This window comes from Hymenobacter psoromatis, from assembly GCA_001596155.1.
GTDB lineage: Bacteria > Bacteroidota > Bacteroidia > Cytophagales > Hymenobacteraceae > Hymenobacter.
The window spans coordinates 3197357-3214740 of record CP014771.1 but is presented as its reverse complement, the minus strand read 5'-3'; the positions used below and the strand labels follow the sequence as shown (position 1 = coordinate 3214740).

Sequence of the window (17384 nt, the reverse complement as noted above, 5' to 3'; positions counted from 1 at the left end):
GCAGCGCTACCCCCACTTTACGGCTGAATCAACTAAATGTGCCGACCAACGCCGGCAAGCAGCTCCTACTTGATAAAAAAGCCTCGCCCACTAAGCGGGGCCTGAGCCGGCGGTGGGGGGTAGGCGGCGCTATCACGCGGCCCCGGCGCCAACTTAGAAAAAGGTTAACAAGCAAAAGAAGCGCCCTTTAGGACGCTTCTTTTGCTTGTTAACCGCTTAGTAGTACCGGCTTAATGCTGGTCATCGTGCCCACGGTTGTCACGTCCGCGGTCATCATGTCCGCGGTCATCGCGTCCGCGGTCATCGCGTCCGCGGTTGTCGCGTCCGCGGTTGTCGCGTCCGCGGTCACCGCGACCTGGGCCGCCATTGCCGGGCCTCCCATAGTAGCGGGCGTGGTGGTCTTTATATTGCTCCCAGGGCTGGCGGCCCCGGTAGTCCACTACCACCGGGTGGAAATTGGCCGTGTTGTAGCCGGGCACGCTGTTCAGGCGGTTCCAACGGCCATTGTGCTGCACGATATAGTTGTGAGCCTGCAAGTCGTAATATCCGTCGATTTCGGGCACGTAGTAGTATTGCGACCCTACCGGGGCGGCGGGTCCCCAGGCCGGGTGGCCGAGCTGGATATTAACGCCAATCTGGGCGTGGGCGGCGGTAGGGGCGGCGGCTCCGGCGAAGGCCAGGCCAGCGGCCAGCAGTAGCGCTTTGGGTTGGAAGTTCATGAGTGAAAAGGAAGGAATTGGTGTGGGTAATACTCCCAACATGGCAAGCCGGGTGCCGTTTTCCGCCTGAACTTTATCAACTCTGGCAGTTTGCGGACGAAGAGGCCGGTTGTGCCGACCAAGCGCCTGCTGAGTTACGGCCGGGCTTTGCGGAAGAGGTAGCGGGTGGTGGGTGCAAAAATTGTTACTGTATGAGCTTCTACCAGCTCCCAGCCTGCGACAGTTAAGTCACTCAGCTGTTGATTGATTTTTAAAGTATTACGCTGAATAGTAGCCAGGTTCTTTTCTATGGAAAAACTAGAATTGCCCAAATCCTCAAGTTGTATCTCCGTTTTCTCCTGAAATGCGGGCGTGATAAGTATTTTGGAGATATTTTTAGTATAGCCATCTATTGTCGTAACCGTCAGAAAATCATCCCCGTGCGGCGCTACCGGCCCGACCTGCGCCCACGACGAGCGAGTAGTCAGCAAGAGCAAAAAGCCGACAAAAAAAGCGCGCAGCAAAGCGGGATGAATACGCGTTGACATGGGTCGTAAAAATGAAGTGAAAGAGGGAGTGCCGGGCAAAAGAGGCCGCCAATGCGTCTTGCCTCAAAAGAACGAAACGGGCCTGTGTAAAAGATGAATGCGAATGCGCCGCACCAAACACCGCCTAAGCTTGTTAGCTACAATCGGCCCGCTGGCAGGGGGTAGGGGCAAAAAACGTAGTTTGCTGCCACGCCCGCCGGCCCGTGCCTATACCTTTGCTTGTTCTTCTGATTTGCCCGCATGGCTAAAAAAACGGCTACCGCTCCTGTCGCTCCCGCGCCTACCAAAACCAAAGCAGCTCCTAAAAAAGCCGCCAGGCCAGCCGCCCACGCGGCCGAAATCCTAACCGCCGCTACCGAGTCTGAGCTAGTGGAAGTCGCTGAAAGGCAAGGCCCTGACTTACTGCATGACCTGCCCGTGGGCCGCCAGCCCGCGCCCGCCGGCCTGGCCGTGGCTGAGGCGCACCAAACGCCCGATTCCCTACCCCCCCCCCAGCCCCAAGCACCAAGCACCAAGCACCAGACACGCCCTACATCGAGGTGTATGGCGCGCGCGAGCACAATCTGAAGAACGTGAGCGTGCGGATTCCGCGCGGCAAGCTGGTGGTGTTCACGGGCATTTCGGGCTCGGGCAAGTCGAGCCTGGCCTTCGATACGATTTATGCTGAGGGGCAGCGGCGCTACATGGAGACGTTTTCGGCCTACGCGCGCTCCTTCATGGGCGGGCTGGAGCGGCCCAATGTCGATAAAATCGAGGGCTTGTCGCCGGTTATCAGCATCGAGCAGAAGACGACCTCGCGCAACCCGCGCTCCACGGTCGGCACCATAACTGAGATATATGACTTCCTGCGCCTACTCTACGCCCGCACCGCCGAGGCCTACAGCTACGCCACGGGCAAGAAGATGATTCGGCAGAGCGACGACCAGATTATCAACTACATCCTGCGGCACTACGATGGCAAAAAGCTCGTCGTGCTGGCCCCCGTGGTGAAGGGTAGGAAAGGCCACTACCGCGAAGATTTCCAGAAAATTGCCAAGCTCGGCTTCGCCAAAGTGCGCGTCGATGGCGAAATCCTGGACATCACGCCCAAAATGCAGGTGGACCGCTACAAGATTCACGACATCGAAATCGTGATTGACCGGCTGGTGGTGAAGGAAGAGGACCGGTTTCGCCTCTCGGGCTCGGTGCAAAATGCGCTGACCCACGGCAAGGGCACCATGCTGGTGCTCGACCCCGACGGCAAGGGCACCAAGGCCGTGCCCCAGTTCTTCTCGCGCTTCCTCATGGACCCCGAAACGGGCATCGCCTACGACGACCCGGCACCTAACACATTCAGCTTCAACTCGCCCTACGGCGCGTGCCCGCACTGCGCGGGCCTCGGCGAGGTGCAGCAAATCACGGAGGAAACCGTAATTCCTGACCCCAAGCTGACCATCAGCCGCGGGGCCATCGCGCCGCTGGGCGAGTACCGCGACATCTGGATTTTCCAGCAATTGCAGCTCATCCTCAAAAAGCACAAGGCCAGCCTCAATACCAGCATTGAAAAGATGGACCCCGAGCTGCTCAAGCGTCTGCTCCACGGCATCACGCAGGACGAGGCCGACGATGCGAAAGCCCTTTATACGGAGCCGTTTGAGGGCATCATTCCCTTCCTGCGCCGCCAGATGGAGTCCGATTCCGACAGCATCCGGGAGTGGATTCAGCAGTACACCCAGGCCCAAACCTGCCCCGTGTGCGACGGTTACCGCCTCAAAAAGGAAAGCCTGCACTTCAAGCTGGCCAACCACCACATCGGCCAGTTGTCGGTGATGGATATCAACGAGTTATCGGCCTGGTTCGTGGGTCTGGAGGACCGCCTGAGCGACCGCCAGAACCTCATTGCCCGCGAGCTGCTGAAGGAAATTCGCAAGCGCATCGGCTTTTTGCTCGAAGTGGGCCTGGACTACCTCAGCCTGCACCGCTCAGTGCGCACGCTCAGCGGCGGCGAGAGCCAGCGCATTCGCCTCGCCACCCAGATTGGCACCCAGCTCGTGGGCGTGCTCTACATTATGGACGAGCCCAGCATTGGCCTGCACCAGCGCGACAACGAGCGCCTAATCAAGGCCTTGCAGCACCTGCGCGACATTGGCAACTCGGTGATTGTGGTGGAGCACGACAAGGACATGATTATGCACGCCGACCACGTGCTCGACATTGGCCCCGGCGCGGGCATTCACGGCGGCCACATCGTGGCCGAGGGCACGCCCGAGCAGATTTTCAATTCCGGCTCGCTCACTTCCGACTATCTCAGCGGCAAGCGCCACATCGAGTTGCGCAAAAAGAAGCGGGTAGGGGAGGGTAAGGAATTGATTTTGAAGGGAGCTAAGGGACACAATCTCAAAAACGTAACCGCTAAATTCCCGCTCGGCAAGCTCATCGCCGTCACGGGGGTAAGCGGCTCGGGCAAGTCGTCGCTCATTCACGACACGCTCTATCCGATTCTGAATCAGCACTTTTTCAACGCTCACCGCGAGCCGCTGGCCTACGGCAGCCTCGAAGGCCTGGAGCTGATTGACAAGGTGATTGAGGTGGACCAGTCGCCCATTGGTCGCACACCGCGCTCGAATCCAGCGACTTACACCGGCGTGTTTACCGAAATACGCCAGCTTTTTGCCGAGATGGCGGAGGCCAAAATCCGCGGCTATGGCCCCGGCCGCTTCTCGTTCAACGTGCGCGGCGGGCGCTGCGAAACCTGCGAGGGCGCCGGCATCCGCACCATCGAGATGAATTTCCTGCCCGACGTGCACGTGCCCTGCGAAACCTGCAAGGGCCGGCGCTACAACCGCGAAACGCTGGAAGTGCGCTTCAAAGGCAAAAGCATCACCGATATTCTGGATATGACGGTGGAAAAGGCAGTGGAGTTCTTCGAATTTCAGCCGCGCATTCTGCGCAAAATCAAGACCTTGGCTGATGTGGGCCTGGGCTACCTCACGCTCGGCCAGCAGGCGACTACCCTCAGCGGCGGCGAGGCCCAGCGCGTGAAACTCGCCACGGAACTCAGCAAAAAGGATACCGGCAAGACGTTCTATATCCTCGACGAGCCCACCACCGGCCTGCACTTCGAGGACATCCGCCACCTGGCCGACGTGCTCCACAAACTCGCCGACAAGGGCAACACCGTGCTCATCATCGAACACAACCTCGACCTGATAAAAGTGGCCGACCACGTAATTGACATTGGCCCCGAGGGCGGCGCGGGCGGCGGCGGCATCGTGGCCCAAGGCACCCCCGAGCAGGTAGCGAAGAGCGGCAAGGGGCATACCTCGCGCTTTTTGGCCGAGGAGCTGAAGACGAGCGTGTATGCGTAGCGCGCAGTTGTTTTCGTCGTAAATTCACTTCTCTAACCCCTTGCACGATGACCACCGCCCAGGTTTTGTTTGAGCAGTACAAAGTGCTGCCCAAACGTATTCAGCAGCAATTCAAACAGCTTATCGTGCAGGACAGCCCGCCCGCCGCCCGCCCGCCTACCCCCACGGCTGACGAGGACGACGATGGAGATACGGATACTCACATCAGTATTTCGATGGAGGCGCTACATGTTAGTATTGAGCAGGTTAAGCTGTTAAAAGCCGGCAAAGCAAGATTATCTACGCTGGAAGAATTATTTGCCGAACTCGAAGCTGATGAGTAGGCTAGTCATTCCACTTGTAGAGTTTAACCGCCGAGCAAAGCGGTTATACAAAAAGTACCGTTCGCTGTTCGCCGAACTGCAACAGTTTGCCACTAGCCTGGAAGCAAATCCTACCCAAGGCGAAAGCCTCGGTGCGGGCCTCTACAAAATCCGCTTGGCCAGTGCCAGCAAGGGCGGGGGCAAAAGCGGTGGCTTCCGAGTCATTACTTACTACGTGGAGCAAACCGTCGAAGGCGAAACCGTTTATCTGGTAACGATTTATGACAAATCGGAAGCCGCCAGCATTGCCAAAGAAGAGCTATTGAAGCTGCTGCAACAAGAACTGCCACCGGCTTGAAGAAAAGCGCGCCCGCTTACCCGGTGCAAGGCCGGGACGAGGGTGCACGCGTAGGTCAGGGCTAAGAACAAGGAGCCGGCCGCCTAGCTTCCGGCAAAGCAGTTAGTGTGAAGCTCCCTACCCCTACCTATTGGGATGAAGCGCTTTCCGCTTATCAGCAAACTTTTACTTTTCAAGTACGCTAGTTAAAGCTATGCCCTTTAGGGCAAGACTTTAGTTGCTACTCACTTTTGCCGGTCTTGTTCAGGCAAGGCTGTTTAATTTTTGATTGTCAGTTAGTTATTGCTATTTGCTCAATGACCGACGCCAGCGTTTAGCCAGCAGAATTTTATTCTAAAGCGACCCACTTTCAGTGGCTTCTTTCAGTCGGCTTTAGCCGAAACCGCCGAATTCCATTCGCTTTCAAACCTATGGACTTACAGTCCATAGTCGTTTAGTTGGTAAAGTCAAAAAAATCGAATAGCTTAGCCGCCAGTATTTTTATTTCCGGCTCATGCTCAAAACGCTACTCTTCCCCGCGCTGCTCAGTATTGCCATTTTCACGGCGCCACCCAAAGGAACTCGTTGGGTGGGGGTGGTGAGCAACGGCTCGGAAAAAGACAAAATCAGCTTCGTCGTGTCGCCCGATGGCCGGCAGCTATCATCCCTGACCTTCAACGGATTCTGGCAGGGTAGGGGCCAGCTGGGGCCGATGGCTGGCCTGGCCAAAGATGCCCTGCGCATTGCCAACGGCAAAGTGAGCGGCGTGCTACTGAGCTCATCCACTGACCACCCCCGGCGCTTCGAGCTGCAGGGCGACTTTGCACGGGTTGCAAAGGCCGCCGCCACGTTTCGCATGAACCTCACCGAGCCCGGCGGCACCACCCGCCAGCTGTGCTGGACGGCTGCTCCTCTGCGCTAGTCGACTGTTGTTCAAGCTGGTGCGCGGGGCCGGCTTGGCTGCTGCGCCGGGTAATTCCCTACCCCCTCCCTGCCGCATCAAGCCCAAAAAGCCGCTCCCGAAAGCTCGGAAGCGGCTTGGTTTGAAGCAGGGGCCAACTACTCATACACAAACCGAACCTCTTGCCGGATTTCCGGGTTCAGGCTCAGAGCCACGGGGCAGGTGTGCGCCGTTCGTTCCATCAGGGCCCGGTCGGCGGGGCTGAGGGCGGCGGGCAGGTGCAGCTCCACGGTCAGCTGCGCGATGCGGCGGGGCGGTTCCTGGCTCATGATTTTTTCCATCCTGAACGAGCTGCCCACCAGGTCCACCTGGTGGCGCTCGGCCACGATGGCCATCGTGGTAAGAATGCAGGTGCCCAGGGCGGTACCCACGAGGTCGGTCGGCGAAAACGCTTCGCCGCGCCCGTGGTTATCAACGGGGGCATCGGTCTGAATAACAGTACCCGAAGCCGTATGCGTAGCTTCGGTGCGCAGGTGGCCCTCGTAGCGGGCGGTGGCGGTGGTGTGGGGCGTGCTCATACCACAAAGCTACCCCGGCAACGTTAGCATTGCGCACGGTGGTAAAAGCCGCTTTAGCAGGTATTTTTGACTTCTCTATGAACAAGACGCACGTCATTGCTGCTGCCTGGCTGATGCTGGGCCTGGCTGGCACCAGCCAGGCTTGGGCCCAAACGCCCGCCACCGCTACCCCCCCGCCTACGACGCGCCCGGTGCGCCCGTCCGCGCCGCTGGCCATGCCTTCGGATGAGCAGTCGTATCGCCGCGAAACAGTGTACGGCATCAACTTCAACACCCAGGGCGGCCTCATCGGGGGTGTCAGCGTGCGGGTGGCAACGGTGCTCGACGAGCGCTGGCTGCGCTTCTGGAGCCTGGAGGGCGTTTCGTTCAAAAACCCCAAGGAGGAGAGCGTGACCAATCCGTACACCGGCGGCACCTTCAAGCTCTACAAGGCCAATTACGCCTTCGCGTTGCGGCCATCCATCGGTATTCAGCGCGTTCTGTTTCGCAAAGCGGCCGATGCCGGCGTGCAGGTCAATGGCTTGCTGAGCGCGGGGCCAACCATCGGCCTGCTTATGCCTTATTACATCAGCTACGACTACACGGCGGCGCAAAACAACGCGTTTGGCCCCAACGACAATATAGTGGACGAAGCCTACGACCCAATCAAGCACGCGCAACAGATTTATATCTACGACCGGGCACCGATTTTCAGCGGCATTGCCCAAACCAAGGTGGTGCCGGGTGCCCACGTGCGCGGGGCGCTCAGCTTCGAGTATGGCCGCTACCGCGATGCCGTGGCTGGGGTCGAAGTTGGCTTCTTGCTGGAAGTATACACCAAAGAGCTGCTGGTGCTGAACCCGCCTGCCCCGGCCGACGTGAGCAGCCTCAACCACCAGTTTTTTCCCTCGGTGTACCTCACGCTCTACCTGGGTCACCGAAACTAACTTTGAGTTGAAAATTATGAGTTAAAAACAAAGGAGCCGTCCAGGATTGTCCTTTCGTGTGCTCCTTCTCAAAACTCTTAACTTATAACTCTTAACTTTTAACTTATTCCACGTGGATACTTTGCTGCTCACGCTTCCCATTATTCAGGCCGAGCCGCTGGCACCGCCTACCCCCGCCCGCCCGCGCAAGCCCGATTGGCTGCGCGTGAAGCTGCCCATCGGCCCCGATTACGCGGCCGTGCGCAAGCTGGTTGATGAGCACAAGCTGCATACTATCTGCGAGAGCGGCAACTGCCCCAACATGGGCGAGTGCTGGGGCGCGGGCACGGCCACGTTCATGATTCTGGGGAACGTGTGTACGCGCTCGTGCTCGTTTTGCGCCGTGGCCACCGGCCGCCCCACCGAGCTGGACCTCGACGAGCCGCGCCGCGTGGCCGAGGCCATCAGCCTCATGAAGGTGAAGCACGCCGTGCTCACCAGCGTGAACCGCGACGAGCTCAAAGACCGCGGGGCCAGCGTGTGGCGCGATACGGTGGTTTTCACCAAAGAATTAAGCCCCGAAACGACCATCGAAACGCTCATCCCCGACGTGAAAGCCAACTGGGCGGCGCTCGACGTGATGATTTCGGGCGGCCAGGAAGTGATTTCGCACAACATGGAAACCGTGGGCAGCCTCTACCGCCTCGTGCGCCCGCAGGGCAAGTACGACCGCAGCCTGGAGCAAATCCGGCGCACCAAGCTGCAAGGGCACCGCACCAAGTCGGGCATTATGCTGGGCCTGGGCGAAAAGACCGATGAAGTGCATCAGGCGATGGACGACCTCGTGGCCAACGGCCTCGACATTCTGACCCTCGGCCAGTACCTCCAGCCCACCAAGCGGCACCTCGAAGTGGCCGAGTTCATCCATCCCGACACCTTCGCTGCTTACAAGGAAGAAGGCCTGCGCCGTGGCCTGAAGTACGTGGAAAGCGGCCCGCTGGTGCGCAGCAGCTACCACGCCGAGCGCCACGTGAACGTGCCGATTTAGTTACTTAACCCGCAACTACTATGTCTCCCAAAATTAAAGCACTCGCCCATCAAACTATTGATGAGCTGCCGGAGGGAGCAACTCTGGAGGATTTGCAGCAAGAGTTGTACGAATTGCAAATCTTGGAAAAGGCGTTGGCCTCGCGCGAGGCAGGCCGCTTGGTGCCACATGATGAAGCGCGCGAACAAGTTTTGGCTCGCTTGCGAAAGGCGTGATTATTTACTGGACCAGCGATGCACTCGACCACGTTACGGCGATTGGTGAGTATTTACGGTTGACCTCTCCAAGTCACGCTAATGCGGTAGTCAATCGTTTTTTTGACCGCGCCCGGCAGTTGGAGAATAACCCGCAGTTAGGGCCGGTTTATCCCAAAACTGGCCTACCGCAAATACGCCAGTTATTGGTTGACAGCTATCGCATGGTTTACTATGTTGGCGCAGTCAGCTGGATATCCTGGCCGTTATGCATCAGCGACAGCTACAAAATGAAAAAGCCCCGTCAACCTGACGGGGCTCTTTGCATAAAAACAGGGGGGTAGGGCCGCCGCTTAACGGGTGGCCTGGCGGCGCTGGTTGGGATTATCCATCGGCGGATAGTTGCTGAGCACGCTATTGACGATGCGGTAGGTTTCGGCTTCCGAAATGCTGTTCTGGTCGAGCTGGGCCTGACCGGTGCCGCGCCAGGCAAGCTCCTTGCGGCGGGCATCCACGATGTCGATAACGACCGTGCCGGCCTTGTAGTTGTAGGACCGGCCCCCGTAGGGGTAGCCGCCAAAGCCGCCGTATCCGTAGCCGCCATACCCGTAGCCGTAGGGGCTATACGGATAGCCGCCCCCCGATTGCTGCTTGTTTTCCACGCGCACGCTGTAGGCCACATAGACGTCGGGTTCGCCGGTGGCGGGCATCAGGCCTTTGGTAGCCAGGTCTTTAGACACGGCGTCGCGGATGCGCTGGTCCGTAAACGACTCGTAGCCGTGAGCCGGGCCGCCCTCGGTGTCATTGGCTTGCTTGGGATACCAGGCCCAGGTGTGGTAGTTGCGGAAGTTGACGGCGTGGTCAAAATCGCTGGACACGCCCACGTTGGCTGATGTGGCGCAGGAAACTACGCCGAAGGTCAGCGCAAGACCCGTGACCGCCAAAGCGGCCGGACGGGCCAGAAGATGAGTGATGCGGTTCATAAGGCTAAAAATTAAGGAGATAGTCCACGGATGCGGAGGTGCTGACTTAACGCTGGCGGCTGAGGCAATGTTCCAAAAGAAGTAGGCAAGCCGACTAGTTTGCTTAGCCAGTCGCCCAGCACGCCAAAACGCCCGGCCGAGTCGCTTTCGCGTGCTCAACCGGGCGTTTTTGGTGTAGCGCGGACGCTGCGAATCCACGCGTAGGTACAGTTCAGGTATCGTGCCACGCGCGGGCTCGCAGCGTCCGTGCTACAGCCTAATAAGAAGGCCCTTTATCGGCCGAAACCAGCTGCTCCTGCTCGTCGGCGTATTCCTGCATTGGGGTGCATGAGCAAATGAGGTTGCGGTCGCCGTAGGCCGAGTCGATGCGGCTCACGGCGGGCCAGAACTTGGCGTTGCGCACGTAGGGTAGGGGATATACGGCCTGCTCGCGCGAGTAGGGGCGCGTCCAGTCGTGCACGAGCACCGTGGCGGCAGTGTGCGGCGCGTGCTTCAGCACGTTGTCTTTGGCGTCGGCGCGGCCTTCTTCCACTTCCGTGATTTCCTTACGAATGGCAATCATGGCCTCGCAGAAGCGGTCCAGCTCCTTCTGGCTCTCGCTCTCCGTCGGCTCAATCATGAGCGTGCCGGCCACCGGGAAGCTCACCGTAGGCGCGTGGAAACCGTAGTCCATCAAGCGCTTAGCAATGTCTTCCACCTCAATGCCAGCCTTTTTGAAGTGGCGGCAATCGAGAATCATCTCGTGGGCGCAGCGGCCGTGCGCGCCGGTGTAGAGCACCGGGTAGTGCGCCTCCAGCCGGGCCTTGATGTAGTTGGCGTTCAGAATGGCAATCTCCGTGGCGCGGGTGATGCCGTCGCCGCCCATCATCGAAATGTAGGCGTAGCTGATGGGCAAAATGCTGGCCGAGCCCCACGGCGCGGCCGATACGGCGCCGCTCGTGCGGCCTTCTACCGGCACTACCACGTGGCCGGGCAGGTAGGGCTCCAGGTCGGCTACCACGCCGATGGGGCCTACCCCCGGTCCGCCGCCGCCATGCGGAATGCAGAAGGTTTTGTGCAGGTTGAGGTGGCACACGTCGGCGCCAATGGCGGCCGGCGAGGTAAGGCCCACCTGGGCATTCATGTTGGCACCATCCATGTACACCCGGCCGCCGGCCTGGTGAATGAGGTCGCAGATTTCAATAATCGTTTCCTCATACACGCCGTGCGTGCTGGGGTAGGTGACCATGAGGCAGCTCAGGTGGTCAGCGTACTGCGCGATTTTGGCGCGCAGGTCGTCCATATCCACGTTGCCGTCGTCGGTGCTTTTAACCACCACTACCTGCATGCCGGCCATCACGGCCGAAGCGGGGTTGGTGCCGTGGGCCGAGGCCGGAATGAGCGCCACCGTGCGGTGCTGCTCGCCCCTACCCTCGTGGTAGCCCCGGATGGCCAGCAGGCCGGCGTACTCGCCCTGCGCGCCCGAGTTGGGCTGCAGGCTCACGGCCGCGAAGCCGGTTACCTCGCACAGCCAGGCTTGCAGGTCCTTGATAATCTGCTGGTAGCCCAGCGTTTGGTCGGCCGGGGCGAAGGGGTGCAGCTGGCCGATTTCGGGCCAGGTCACGGGTATCATCTCGGCGGTGGCATTCAGCTTCATGGTGCACGAGCCCAGCGGGATCATGCTGTGGGCGAGGCTCAAGTCCTTGTTTTCGAGCTGCTTCATGTAGCGCAGCAACTCGTGCTCGGCATGGTGCGAGTTGAAGACGGGGTGCGTGAGGTACTCGCTGGTGCGCTGGAGGTGGTCGGGCCAGGTCAGCGTCAGGTCGGCTTCGGCGGTGGGGGCGGCGGTCGTCGCCACTTCCTTACCCAGCACTTTGGCGAAGATGTCCACGATGTCGCGCACGTCCTCTATTTCCACGTTCTGGTGCAGGCTGATGCCCACCAGGTTTTCCTCGTAGTAGCGGAAGTTGATGCCGGCGGCCTCCGCTTCTTTCTTGATGGCCTGCTGCATTTCATGGCTCTCCAGGCGCAGGCTCAGCGTGTCGAAGTAGTGGCTGTTGAGTTGCTCCACGCCCAGCGCTTTCAGTTCGGCTTCCAGGATTTGGGCAAATAAATGCGTGTTTACCGCAAACTGCCGGATGCCTTTCGGCCCGTGGTACACGGCAAACATGCCGGCCAGCACGCTCAACAGCACCTGCGCGGTGCAGATGTTCGAGGTTGCTTTTTCGCGGCGAATGTGCTGCTCGCGGGTTTGCAGCGCCATGCGGTAGGCCTTGTTGCCAGCCGCGTCGATGCTCTGCCCGATAATGCGGCCCGGAATGACGCGCTTAAACTGGTCCTTGCACGAGAAAAAGCCCGCGTGCGGCCCGCCAAAGCCCATCGGCACGCCAAAGCGCTGCGACGACCCCACGCAGATATCCGCGCCCAGCTCGCCCGGCGACGTCAGCAGCGTGAGGGCCAGCAGGTCGGCGGCCATCACCACAAACAGGCTGTTGGCCTGGGCTTTAGCGATGAATTCTTGGTAGTCGAAAATCGTCCCGTTGGCACCGGGATACTGCACCATCACGCCGAAAAGCGCCTCATCGGAGAGGTCGGCCGTGCGGTGGTCGCCGATTACCAGCTCAATGCCCAGCGGCGTGGCGCGGGTGCGCAGCACGTCGATGGTTTGGGGCAACACCTGCTCCGACACGAAGAACTTGGTGGCGTTTTTCTTTTTGGTTTGCGAGTGCAGCAGGTGCAGCGCCTCGGCGGCGGCGGTGGCCTCGTCGAGCAGGCTGGCGTTGGCGATGGGCAGGCCGGTGAGGTCAATTATCAGGGTCTGATAATTGATGAGCGCCTCCAGGCGGCCCTGGGCAATTTCGGCCTGGTAGGGCGTGTAGGCGGTGTACCAGCCGGGGTTTTCCAGGATGTTGCGCTGGATAACGGGGGGTAGGGTAGTATCGTGGTAGCCGAGGCCGATGTAGCTCTTATACACCTTGTTCTGGCCGGCAATCTGCTTGAAGCGCTTCAGGAACTGGCGCTCGCTGAGGGCGGGCGGCAGGGCCAGCGCCCGCGGCAGGCGAATGGCGGCGGGCACCGTTTCGGCGATAAGCTGGGCCATATTCTCGGCCCCGACGGCGTGCAGCATGGCTTGCTGGCTGGCGCTATTGGGGGCGTTGTGGCGGGTTTCAAACACGTCGGCGGGCTTGAATTTAAACGACATACACGTGGGCTGGGGGAGGAGAGAAGGAGGCGACTTTTTCCTTAACAAAGGTAAGCCCGGTTTGGTCGGGGGTAGGGCGTAGTTTTGGGGTCAAAGCCCTACTGTCATTGCGAGCAAAGCAAAGCAATCGCACCAAAACGACGCCCGAACGACTTCGTTCAGGTGCGATTGCTTCGCTTTGCTCGCAATGACAAACGATTTTATGCCCCTACCCTCCCTCCTCGGCCTGCTACGCGAAGGCCGCACCCCGCCCGACCGCCGCGTGGCCCTCACCCCCAAAAAATGCGTGGAGCTGCAAGATGCCTATCCCGGCCTGCGCGTGCGGGTGCAGCCCAGCCCCACCCGTGCCTTCAGCGACCAGGAATACCGCGACCTGGGCATTGAAGTAAATGAGGAAATGGCCGCCTGCGATGTGCTGCTCGGCGTGAAGGAAGTGCCCGCGGAGTGGCTGCTGGCGGGCAAAACGTATCTGTTTTTCTCGCATACCATCAAGCAGCAGCCTGCTAATAAGAGGTTGCTGCAAAGTGTTTTACAAAAAAATATCACGCTCATCGATTACGAGCTGCTGACCAACGCGGCCGGCCAGCGCGTGGTGGCTTTCGGGCACTGGGCGGGCATCGTGGGCGCTTATAATGGCCTGCTCACCTACGGCCGCAAGCACGGGCTTTTTACCCTGAAACCAGCCTGGCAGTGCGTCGATATGGAGGACATGGAGGAGGAGTTTTTCAAGGTGAAGCGCCTACCCCCCATCAAAATTGCTATCACTGGCACCGGCCGCGTGGCGCAGGGCGCGCAGGAAGTGCTGGGCCGCATGGGCATCCGGCGGGTGAGCGTGTACGACTACCTCTACCTCGATTTCAGCGAGCCGGTATATACTCAACTATGCAGCTCGGACTACAACCGCCGCCGCGACGGCCGGGTGTGGGACACGGCCAACTTCCACCACGAGCCGGCGGCCTACGAATCGACCTTCGGCAAGTACCTGCCCGTAACCGACCTGCTCATTGCCTGCGCCTACTGGCACCCGGCCGCGCCGCGCCTATTCACGGAAAACGACACGCAGCGCGTTGATTTCAAAGTAGATACCATTGCCGACGTGACCTGCGACGTGAACGGCTCCGTTCCGCTCACCCAGCGCAGCACCACCATCGAGGAGCCGGCTTTTGACTACGACCCCGCCACCGGCGCGCTGCAAGCGGCCTATTCGCAACCCAAAACCATCACCGTGATGGCCGTGGACAACCTGCCCTGCGAGCTGCCGCGCAATGCCAGCCGCGACTTCAGTCGGCAGTTGCTCGACCAGGTGCTACCCCCCCTCGTGGCCGGCGACCCGGCCGGTGTGCTGGCGCGGGCTACCATCGCGGCGGGCGGACAGCTGCGGCCCCGGTTTGCCTACCTCGCCGACTACGTGGCATGAGCTGCTCAGTGCGGGTGGATGGTGCCGACCAGCTCGGGCAGCAGCATGACCACGCCCGTGGGGTTGATTTTTTTGAGCATCCCGTTGCCCGTGTCGGTCACATAGACCACGCCGGCGCGGTCCACGGCAATGCCCGAAGGATAATTGAAGCCGCTGGCCACCGTCGTCACGTTGCCCGCCGAGTCGATGCGCTGCACCCGGTTGTTATAGGTATCGGCCACGTACACCGCGCCGTGCGCTCCCACCGCCAGGCCGCGGGGCTTGTTGAACTCCCCGCCGGCCACCGACGACACTTCGCCCAGGGAGTTGATTTTAAGGAGGCTATTGCTCTCGTTTTCAGTTATGTACACGGTGCCGTCGGTGGCCAGGGCCACGCTGCTGGGCCTGCGCAGGCCCGTGGCCAGCGACTGCAACCGACCCGTGAGGCTCAGCTTAAAGACGGCGCCGCTGCCCGGCTCGCGGCCCGCGTCGGCGATGTAGAGCGCGCCATCGGCCCCCATTGCCAGGCCCGCCGGATACACGAGGCCCCGGCTGGCCACCTGCGACACCTCGCCGCCCAGCCCAATCCGCACGATGCTATGGCTGCCGGCATCGGCCACGTAGGCCGTGCCATCGGGAGCCAGGGCTACCCCGGTAGGATACACCAGGCGGCCCGCGCCCAGTCGGGTTACCTGGCCGGTCGGGCTTATTTTTTTCAGGATGGTGCTGTCCGTATCCACCACGTACACCGTGCCGTCGGGCGCCACGGCCACGCCGTCGGGGTAGCCAAACTTCTCGCCCGGCAGCGTGCAATGCGCCGCCCGTGAGGCCAACGGGCGGGTAGGCCCGTGGGGTAGGCCCAAGGACAACCAGGCAGCAGCTAGTAACGTGTTGGCAAGAAGCATAGGAGCGTGGCAGAGCGCGCAAGGTACAGAGCTTAGACGTTCTTTGGTTTCTATTGGTTATTAGTTTTGTTATAAAATTTTTGTCAATGTAGCTTCATTTGATAACTAAGTCAGGTTTTTACTGGATTTAACGAATATTTTCTGCGTCTCCTACCCACCTTTGTTCCTATGAACCTGAGCGCCCGCGCCACTACCCCCGAGCTGATGGACGACCTGTCGCTCGCCACCGACGAGCTGCGGCAAAACCTCGATGAGCTGGAAACCATTAATACCTGGCTTGGCGGCTACCGGCCGGTGCTGGCCGCCCTGGCCCGGCTGCGCCCGCGCTTCCCGGCCGGCCGGCCCCTGCGCCTGGCCGACCTCGGCAGCGGCGGCGGCGACACCCTGCGCCACGTGGCGCGTTGGGCCCGGCGACAGGGGGTAGGGGCCGAACTGGTGGGCATCGACGCCAACGCCTTCATGCTCGATTATGCCCGCGCCAAAAGCCAGCTCTACCCCGAAATCAGCTACGAGCAGCTCGATATCTTCAGCCCCGAGTTTGCGGCCCAGCCCTACGATGTGCTTACGGCCAGCCTCTTCTGCCACCACTTCACTGATGCCGAGCTGGTGGACCTGCTACGCCGCTGGCACCGGCAGGCAGGCGTGGCCGTCGTCATCAACGACCTGCACCGCCACCCGCTGGCCTACCACAGTATCAAGTACCTGACGAAGCTATTCGGCGGCTCGCGCCTGGTGCAAAACGACGCGCCGCTCTCCGTCGCCCGCGCCTTTTCGCGCCAAGACTGGCGGCGGCTGCTGGCGAAGGCCGGCATCACGCGCTACGCGCTGCGCTGGCGCTGGGCGTTTCGGTGGCAGGTGATTGTTTTTGCGGAGGGATATTGACCAACTTTGATAGGACTTTTACCGCCTCAACTTTCCGGTTGATATAGCAGTTGAGTTTCAGCGGAGCTATCGAAAGGCAACTCCTCGTTCAGCCAAGTGGGTAACACATGGTTTTCAATGAGCAGCTTCACCACATCGGTGCGATGAATGCCGCAAGTCATCTTTTGTAGGACTTACGCACTCGTCGGTATTAGCGCTGGAATGAGGGGTTTGGCTAGCAACTGGCGCAGATAAGGAGCCCACTGCTGCTGATGGGCTTGGTACAGGGTTTGGGCGGTTTGGCGGGCAAACTGGCGCAAGGACACCCAGGCCAGGTAGCAACAAGCCAAGTGGTTGCGCTGGGCCTGGGCACGGCGGCACTGGCATTTTTCAGCCCCGGTGAGCTGCTTGAAGCTGCGGTGAAACTCTTCCACCTGCCAGCGCGTGCGGGTCGTGACTTCGACGAGTTGCTGGGTCAGGGTGAAGGCGAAGTTATTGGTCACGACCCATTCAATGTCGCCGTTGGCGGCGACCAGCTTGAACAAACGCACCGCAAACGGCACCTGCTTTAAGCGCACTTCCAACCCCGTGCTCCACCCGCCCGGCGGCGGGTCCACTGCGTCCAGGGCTTGATAGCCCGTCTCCTTGTTCGCACTCACCAACCGGTTGCTTTTCAGGGTCGTGAAAAACGTCCAACCGGCGCGGTGAATGCGCTTCAGGTTCTCGCTGCCGCTGTACCAGGCATCGAACAAGAGGGTGCGGGCCTGGATTTTGTCTTCGGCCACCACGTGGGCGAACATGGCCTGGAAATGCTCGTTCTTGCTCAGCGCATCCTGCTGCGGGGCGTACACGCGGTAGTCCAGGGGCAGAAAATCACCGGCCTCCCCACTGCTGTGCACCAGGTTGACCAAGCAGATGCCGGTCACCAAGCCGTGGGCGGCGCCGGAGTACTGGCGCTTGGCCACCTCGATAAAACGGCTGTAGCGCTTGTCCTGCACACTGTCGTCGACGAACAAAAAGGCCTCGGGCGAGTCACTCAACAAGGGTAGCACCAACTCCCGCAACTGCGTGGGTGAGAACGAGCTGCGGCGCAAAAACCGGTTCACTTGGTCGTGGCTCACCTGCGGCAAGTGCTCGGCAAGGTGCGTGCACGTATAATTGCGGGGCGTACTGAGCAGGTACTCGATGTAGGTTGCTTGC

16 protein-coding genes are annotated in these 17384 nt (G+C 60.4%); 9 read left to right on the top strand and 7 right to left on the bottom strand.

Going from position 1 to position 17384, the window contains the following annotated elements; all coding sequences use genetic code 11:
• Positions 1 to 230 precede the first annotated feature (230 nt).
• Both A0257_13590 and A0257_13585 read right to left on the bottom strand, forming a co-directional pair.
• Positions 231 to 719 carry a hypothetical protein gene (locus A0257_13590; GenBank protein ID AMR28020.1) on the bottom strand — a complete coding sequence of 163 codons (489 nt, stop codon included), beginning with the start codon at positions 717 to 719 and terminating at the stop codon, positions 231 to 233.
• 134 nt (positions 720 to 853) lie between these two features.
• Entirely contained in the window at positions 854 to 1222 is a 369-nt protein-coding gene (locus A0257_13585; protein AMR28019.1) for a hypothetical protein, read from the bottom strand.
• A gap of 557 nt (positions 1223 to 1779) precedes the next feature.
• Here A0257_13585 and A0257_13580 point away from each other — a divergent pair.
• The 4 genes from A0257_13580 to A0257_13565 all read left to right on the top strand — a co-directional run bounded on the left by A0257_13580 (position 1780) and on the right by A0257_13565 (position 6154).
• The gene (locus tag A0257_13580) at positions 1780 to 4593 is read left to right on the top strand and encodes an ABC-ATPase UvrA (GenBank protein ID AMR28018.1); all 2814 of its coding nucleotides are present in this window, start codon (positions 1780 to 1782) and stop codon (positions 4591 to 4593) included.
• 47 nt (positions 4594 to 4640) lie between these two features.
• A complete protein-coding gene (locus A0257_13575) occupies positions 4641 to 4916 on the top strand; it encodes a hypothetical protein (protein AMR28017.1) in 276 nt (91 codons plus the stop codon).
• Positions 4909 to 5253, top strand: coding sequence for an addiction module toxin RelE (locus A0257_13570; protein ID AMR28016.1), 345 nt, complete (start codon positions 4909 to 4911; stop codon positions 5251 to 5253). Before A0257_13575 ends, A0257_13570 begins: the two co-directional genes overlap by 8 nt.
• Positions 5254 to 5746: 493 nt before the next feature.
• Positions 5747 to 6154 carry a hypothetical protein gene (locus tag A0257_13565; protein ID AMR28015.1) on the top strand — a complete coding sequence of 136 codons (408 nt, stop codon included), beginning with the start codon at positions 5747 to 5749 and terminating at the stop codon, positions 6152 to 6154.
• Positions 6155 to 6291: 137 nt separating this feature from the next.
• Here A0257_13565 and A0257_13560 read toward each other — a convergent pair whose 3' ends face one another.
• Positions 6292 to 6711 (bottom strand): osmotically inducible protein OsmC, encoded by a 420-nt coding sequence (locus A0257_13560; GenBank protein ID AMR28014.1) that lies wholly within the window; start codon positions 6709 to 6711, stop codon positions 6292 to 6294.
• A 77-nt stretch (positions 6712 to 6788) separates the two neighbouring features.
• Between A0257_13560 and A0257_13555 the strand changes: the two genes are divergently transcribed.
• The 3 genes from A0257_13555 to A0257_13545 all read left to right on the top strand — a co-directional run bounded on the left by A0257_13555 (position 6789) and on the right by A0257_13545 (position 8879).
• Complete coding sequence (locus tag A0257_13555; GenBank protein ID AMR28013.1) at positions 6789 to 7637, top strand: hypothetical protein; 849 nt, start codon at positions 6789 to 6791, stop codon at positions 7635 to 7637.
• A gap of 124 nt (positions 7638 to 7761) precedes the next feature.
• Positions 7762 to 8664 carry a lipoyl synthase gene (locus A0257_13550; protein ID AMR29763.1) on the top strand — a complete coding sequence of 301 codons (903 nt, stop codon included), beginning with the start codon at positions 7762 to 7764 and terminating at the stop codon, positions 8662 to 8664.
• A 20-nt stretch (positions 8665 to 8684) separates the two neighbouring features.
• Positions 8685 to 8879: a hypothetical protein gene (locus A0257_13545; protein AMR28012.1), complete on the top strand. Its 195-nt coding sequence runs from the start codon at positions 8685 to 8687 to the stop codon at positions 8877 to 8879.
• A gap of 332 nt (positions 8880 to 9211) precedes the next feature.
• Here the strand turns inward: A0257_13545 and A0257_13540 are convergent, their stop codons facing one another.
• Both A0257_13540 and A0257_13535 read right to left on the bottom strand, forming a co-directional pair.
• Positions 9212 to 9841, bottom strand: a complete 630-nt coding sequence (locus A0257_13540) for a hypothetical protein (GenBank protein ID AMR28011.1) — start codon at positions 9839 to 9841, stop codon at positions 9212 to 9214.
• Positions 9842 to 10097: 256 nt separating this feature from the next.
• The gene (locus A0257_13535) at positions 10098 to 13022 is read right to left on the bottom strand and encodes a glycine dehydrogenase (aminomethyl-transferring) (GenBank protein AMR28010.1); all 2925 of its coding nucleotides are present in this window, start codon (positions 13020 to 13022) and stop codon (positions 10098 to 10100) included.
• Positions 13023 to 13224: 202 nt separating this feature from the next.
• Between A0257_13535 and A0257_13530 the strand changes: the two genes are divergently transcribed.
• A complete protein-coding gene (locus A0257_13530; protein ID AMR29762.1) occupies positions 13225 to 14439 on the top strand; it encodes an alanine dehydrogenase in 1215 nt (404 codons plus the stop codon).
• 5 nt (positions 14440 to 14444) lie between these two features.
• Here A0257_13530 and A0257_13525 read toward each other — a convergent pair whose 3' ends face one another.
• The gene (locus A0257_13525) at positions 14445 to 15281 is read right to left on the bottom strand and encodes a hypothetical protein (protein ID AMR28009.1); all 837 of its coding nucleotides are present in this window, start codon (positions 15279 to 15281) and stop codon (positions 14445 to 14447) included.
• Between the two features lie 210 nt (positions 15282 to 15491).
• On the opposite strand from A0257_13525, the gene A0257_13520 reads away from it, so the two are divergent.
• Positions 15492 to 16205: an SAM-dependent methyltransferase gene (locus A0257_13520; GenBank protein AMR28008.1), complete on the top strand. Its 714-nt coding sequence runs from the start codon at positions 15492 to 15494 to the stop codon at positions 16203 to 16205.
• A gap of 173 nt (positions 16206 to 16378) precedes the next feature.
• Here A0257_13520 and A0257_13515 read toward each other — a convergent pair whose 3' ends face one another.
• On the bottom strand, positions 16379 to 17278 hold the full coding sequence (locus A0257_13515; GenBank protein ID AMR29761.1) for a transposase: 900 nt from the start codon (positions 17276 to 17278) through the stop codon (positions 16379 to 16381).
• Between the last annotated feature and the right edge of the window lie 106 nt (positions 17279 to 17384).

Coding starts and splice junctions, on each gene's coding strand:
- A0257_13555 (AMR28013.1), top strand. CDS start 6,789: ATGAACAAGACGCACGTCATTGCTGCTGCCTGGCTGATGCTGGGCCTG.
- A0257_13530 (AMR29762.1), top strand. CDS start 13,225: ATGCCCCTACCCTCCCTCCTCGGCCTGCTACGCGAAGGCCGCACCCCG.
- A0257_13575 (AMR28017.1), top strand. CDS start 4,641: ATGACCACCGCCCAGGTTTTGTTTGAGCAGTACAAAGTGCTGCCCAAA.
- A0257_13545 (AMR28012.1), top strand. CDS start 8,685: ATGTCTCCCAAAATTAAAGCACTCGCCCATCAAACTATTGATGAGCTG.
- A0257_13520 (AMR28008.1), top strand. CDS start 15,492: ATGAACCTGAGCGCCCGCGCCACTACCCCCGAGCTGATGGACGACCTG.
- A0257_13570 (AMR28016.1), top strand. CDS start 4,909: ATGAGTAGGCTAGTCATTCCACTTGTAGAGTTTAACCGCCGAGCAAAG.
- A0257_13535 (AMR28010.1), bottom strand. CDS start 13,022: ATGTCGTTTAAATTCAAGCCCGCCGACGTGTTTGAAACCCGCCACAAC.
- A0257_13565 (AMR28015.1), top strand. CDS start 5,747: ATGCTCAAAACGCTACTCTTCCCCGCGCTGCTCAGTATTGCCATTTTC.
- A0257_13560 (AMR28014.1), bottom strand. CDS start 6,711: ATGAGCACGCCCCACACCACCGCCACCGCCCGCTACGAGGGCCACCTG.
- A0257_13540 (AMR28011.1), bottom strand. CDS start 9,841: ATGAACCGCATCACTCATCTTCTGGCCCGTCCGGCCGCTTTGGCGGTC.
- A0257_13590 (AMR28020.1), bottom strand. CDS start 719: ATGAACTTCCAACCCAAAGCGCTACTGCTGGCCGCTGGCCTGGCCTTC.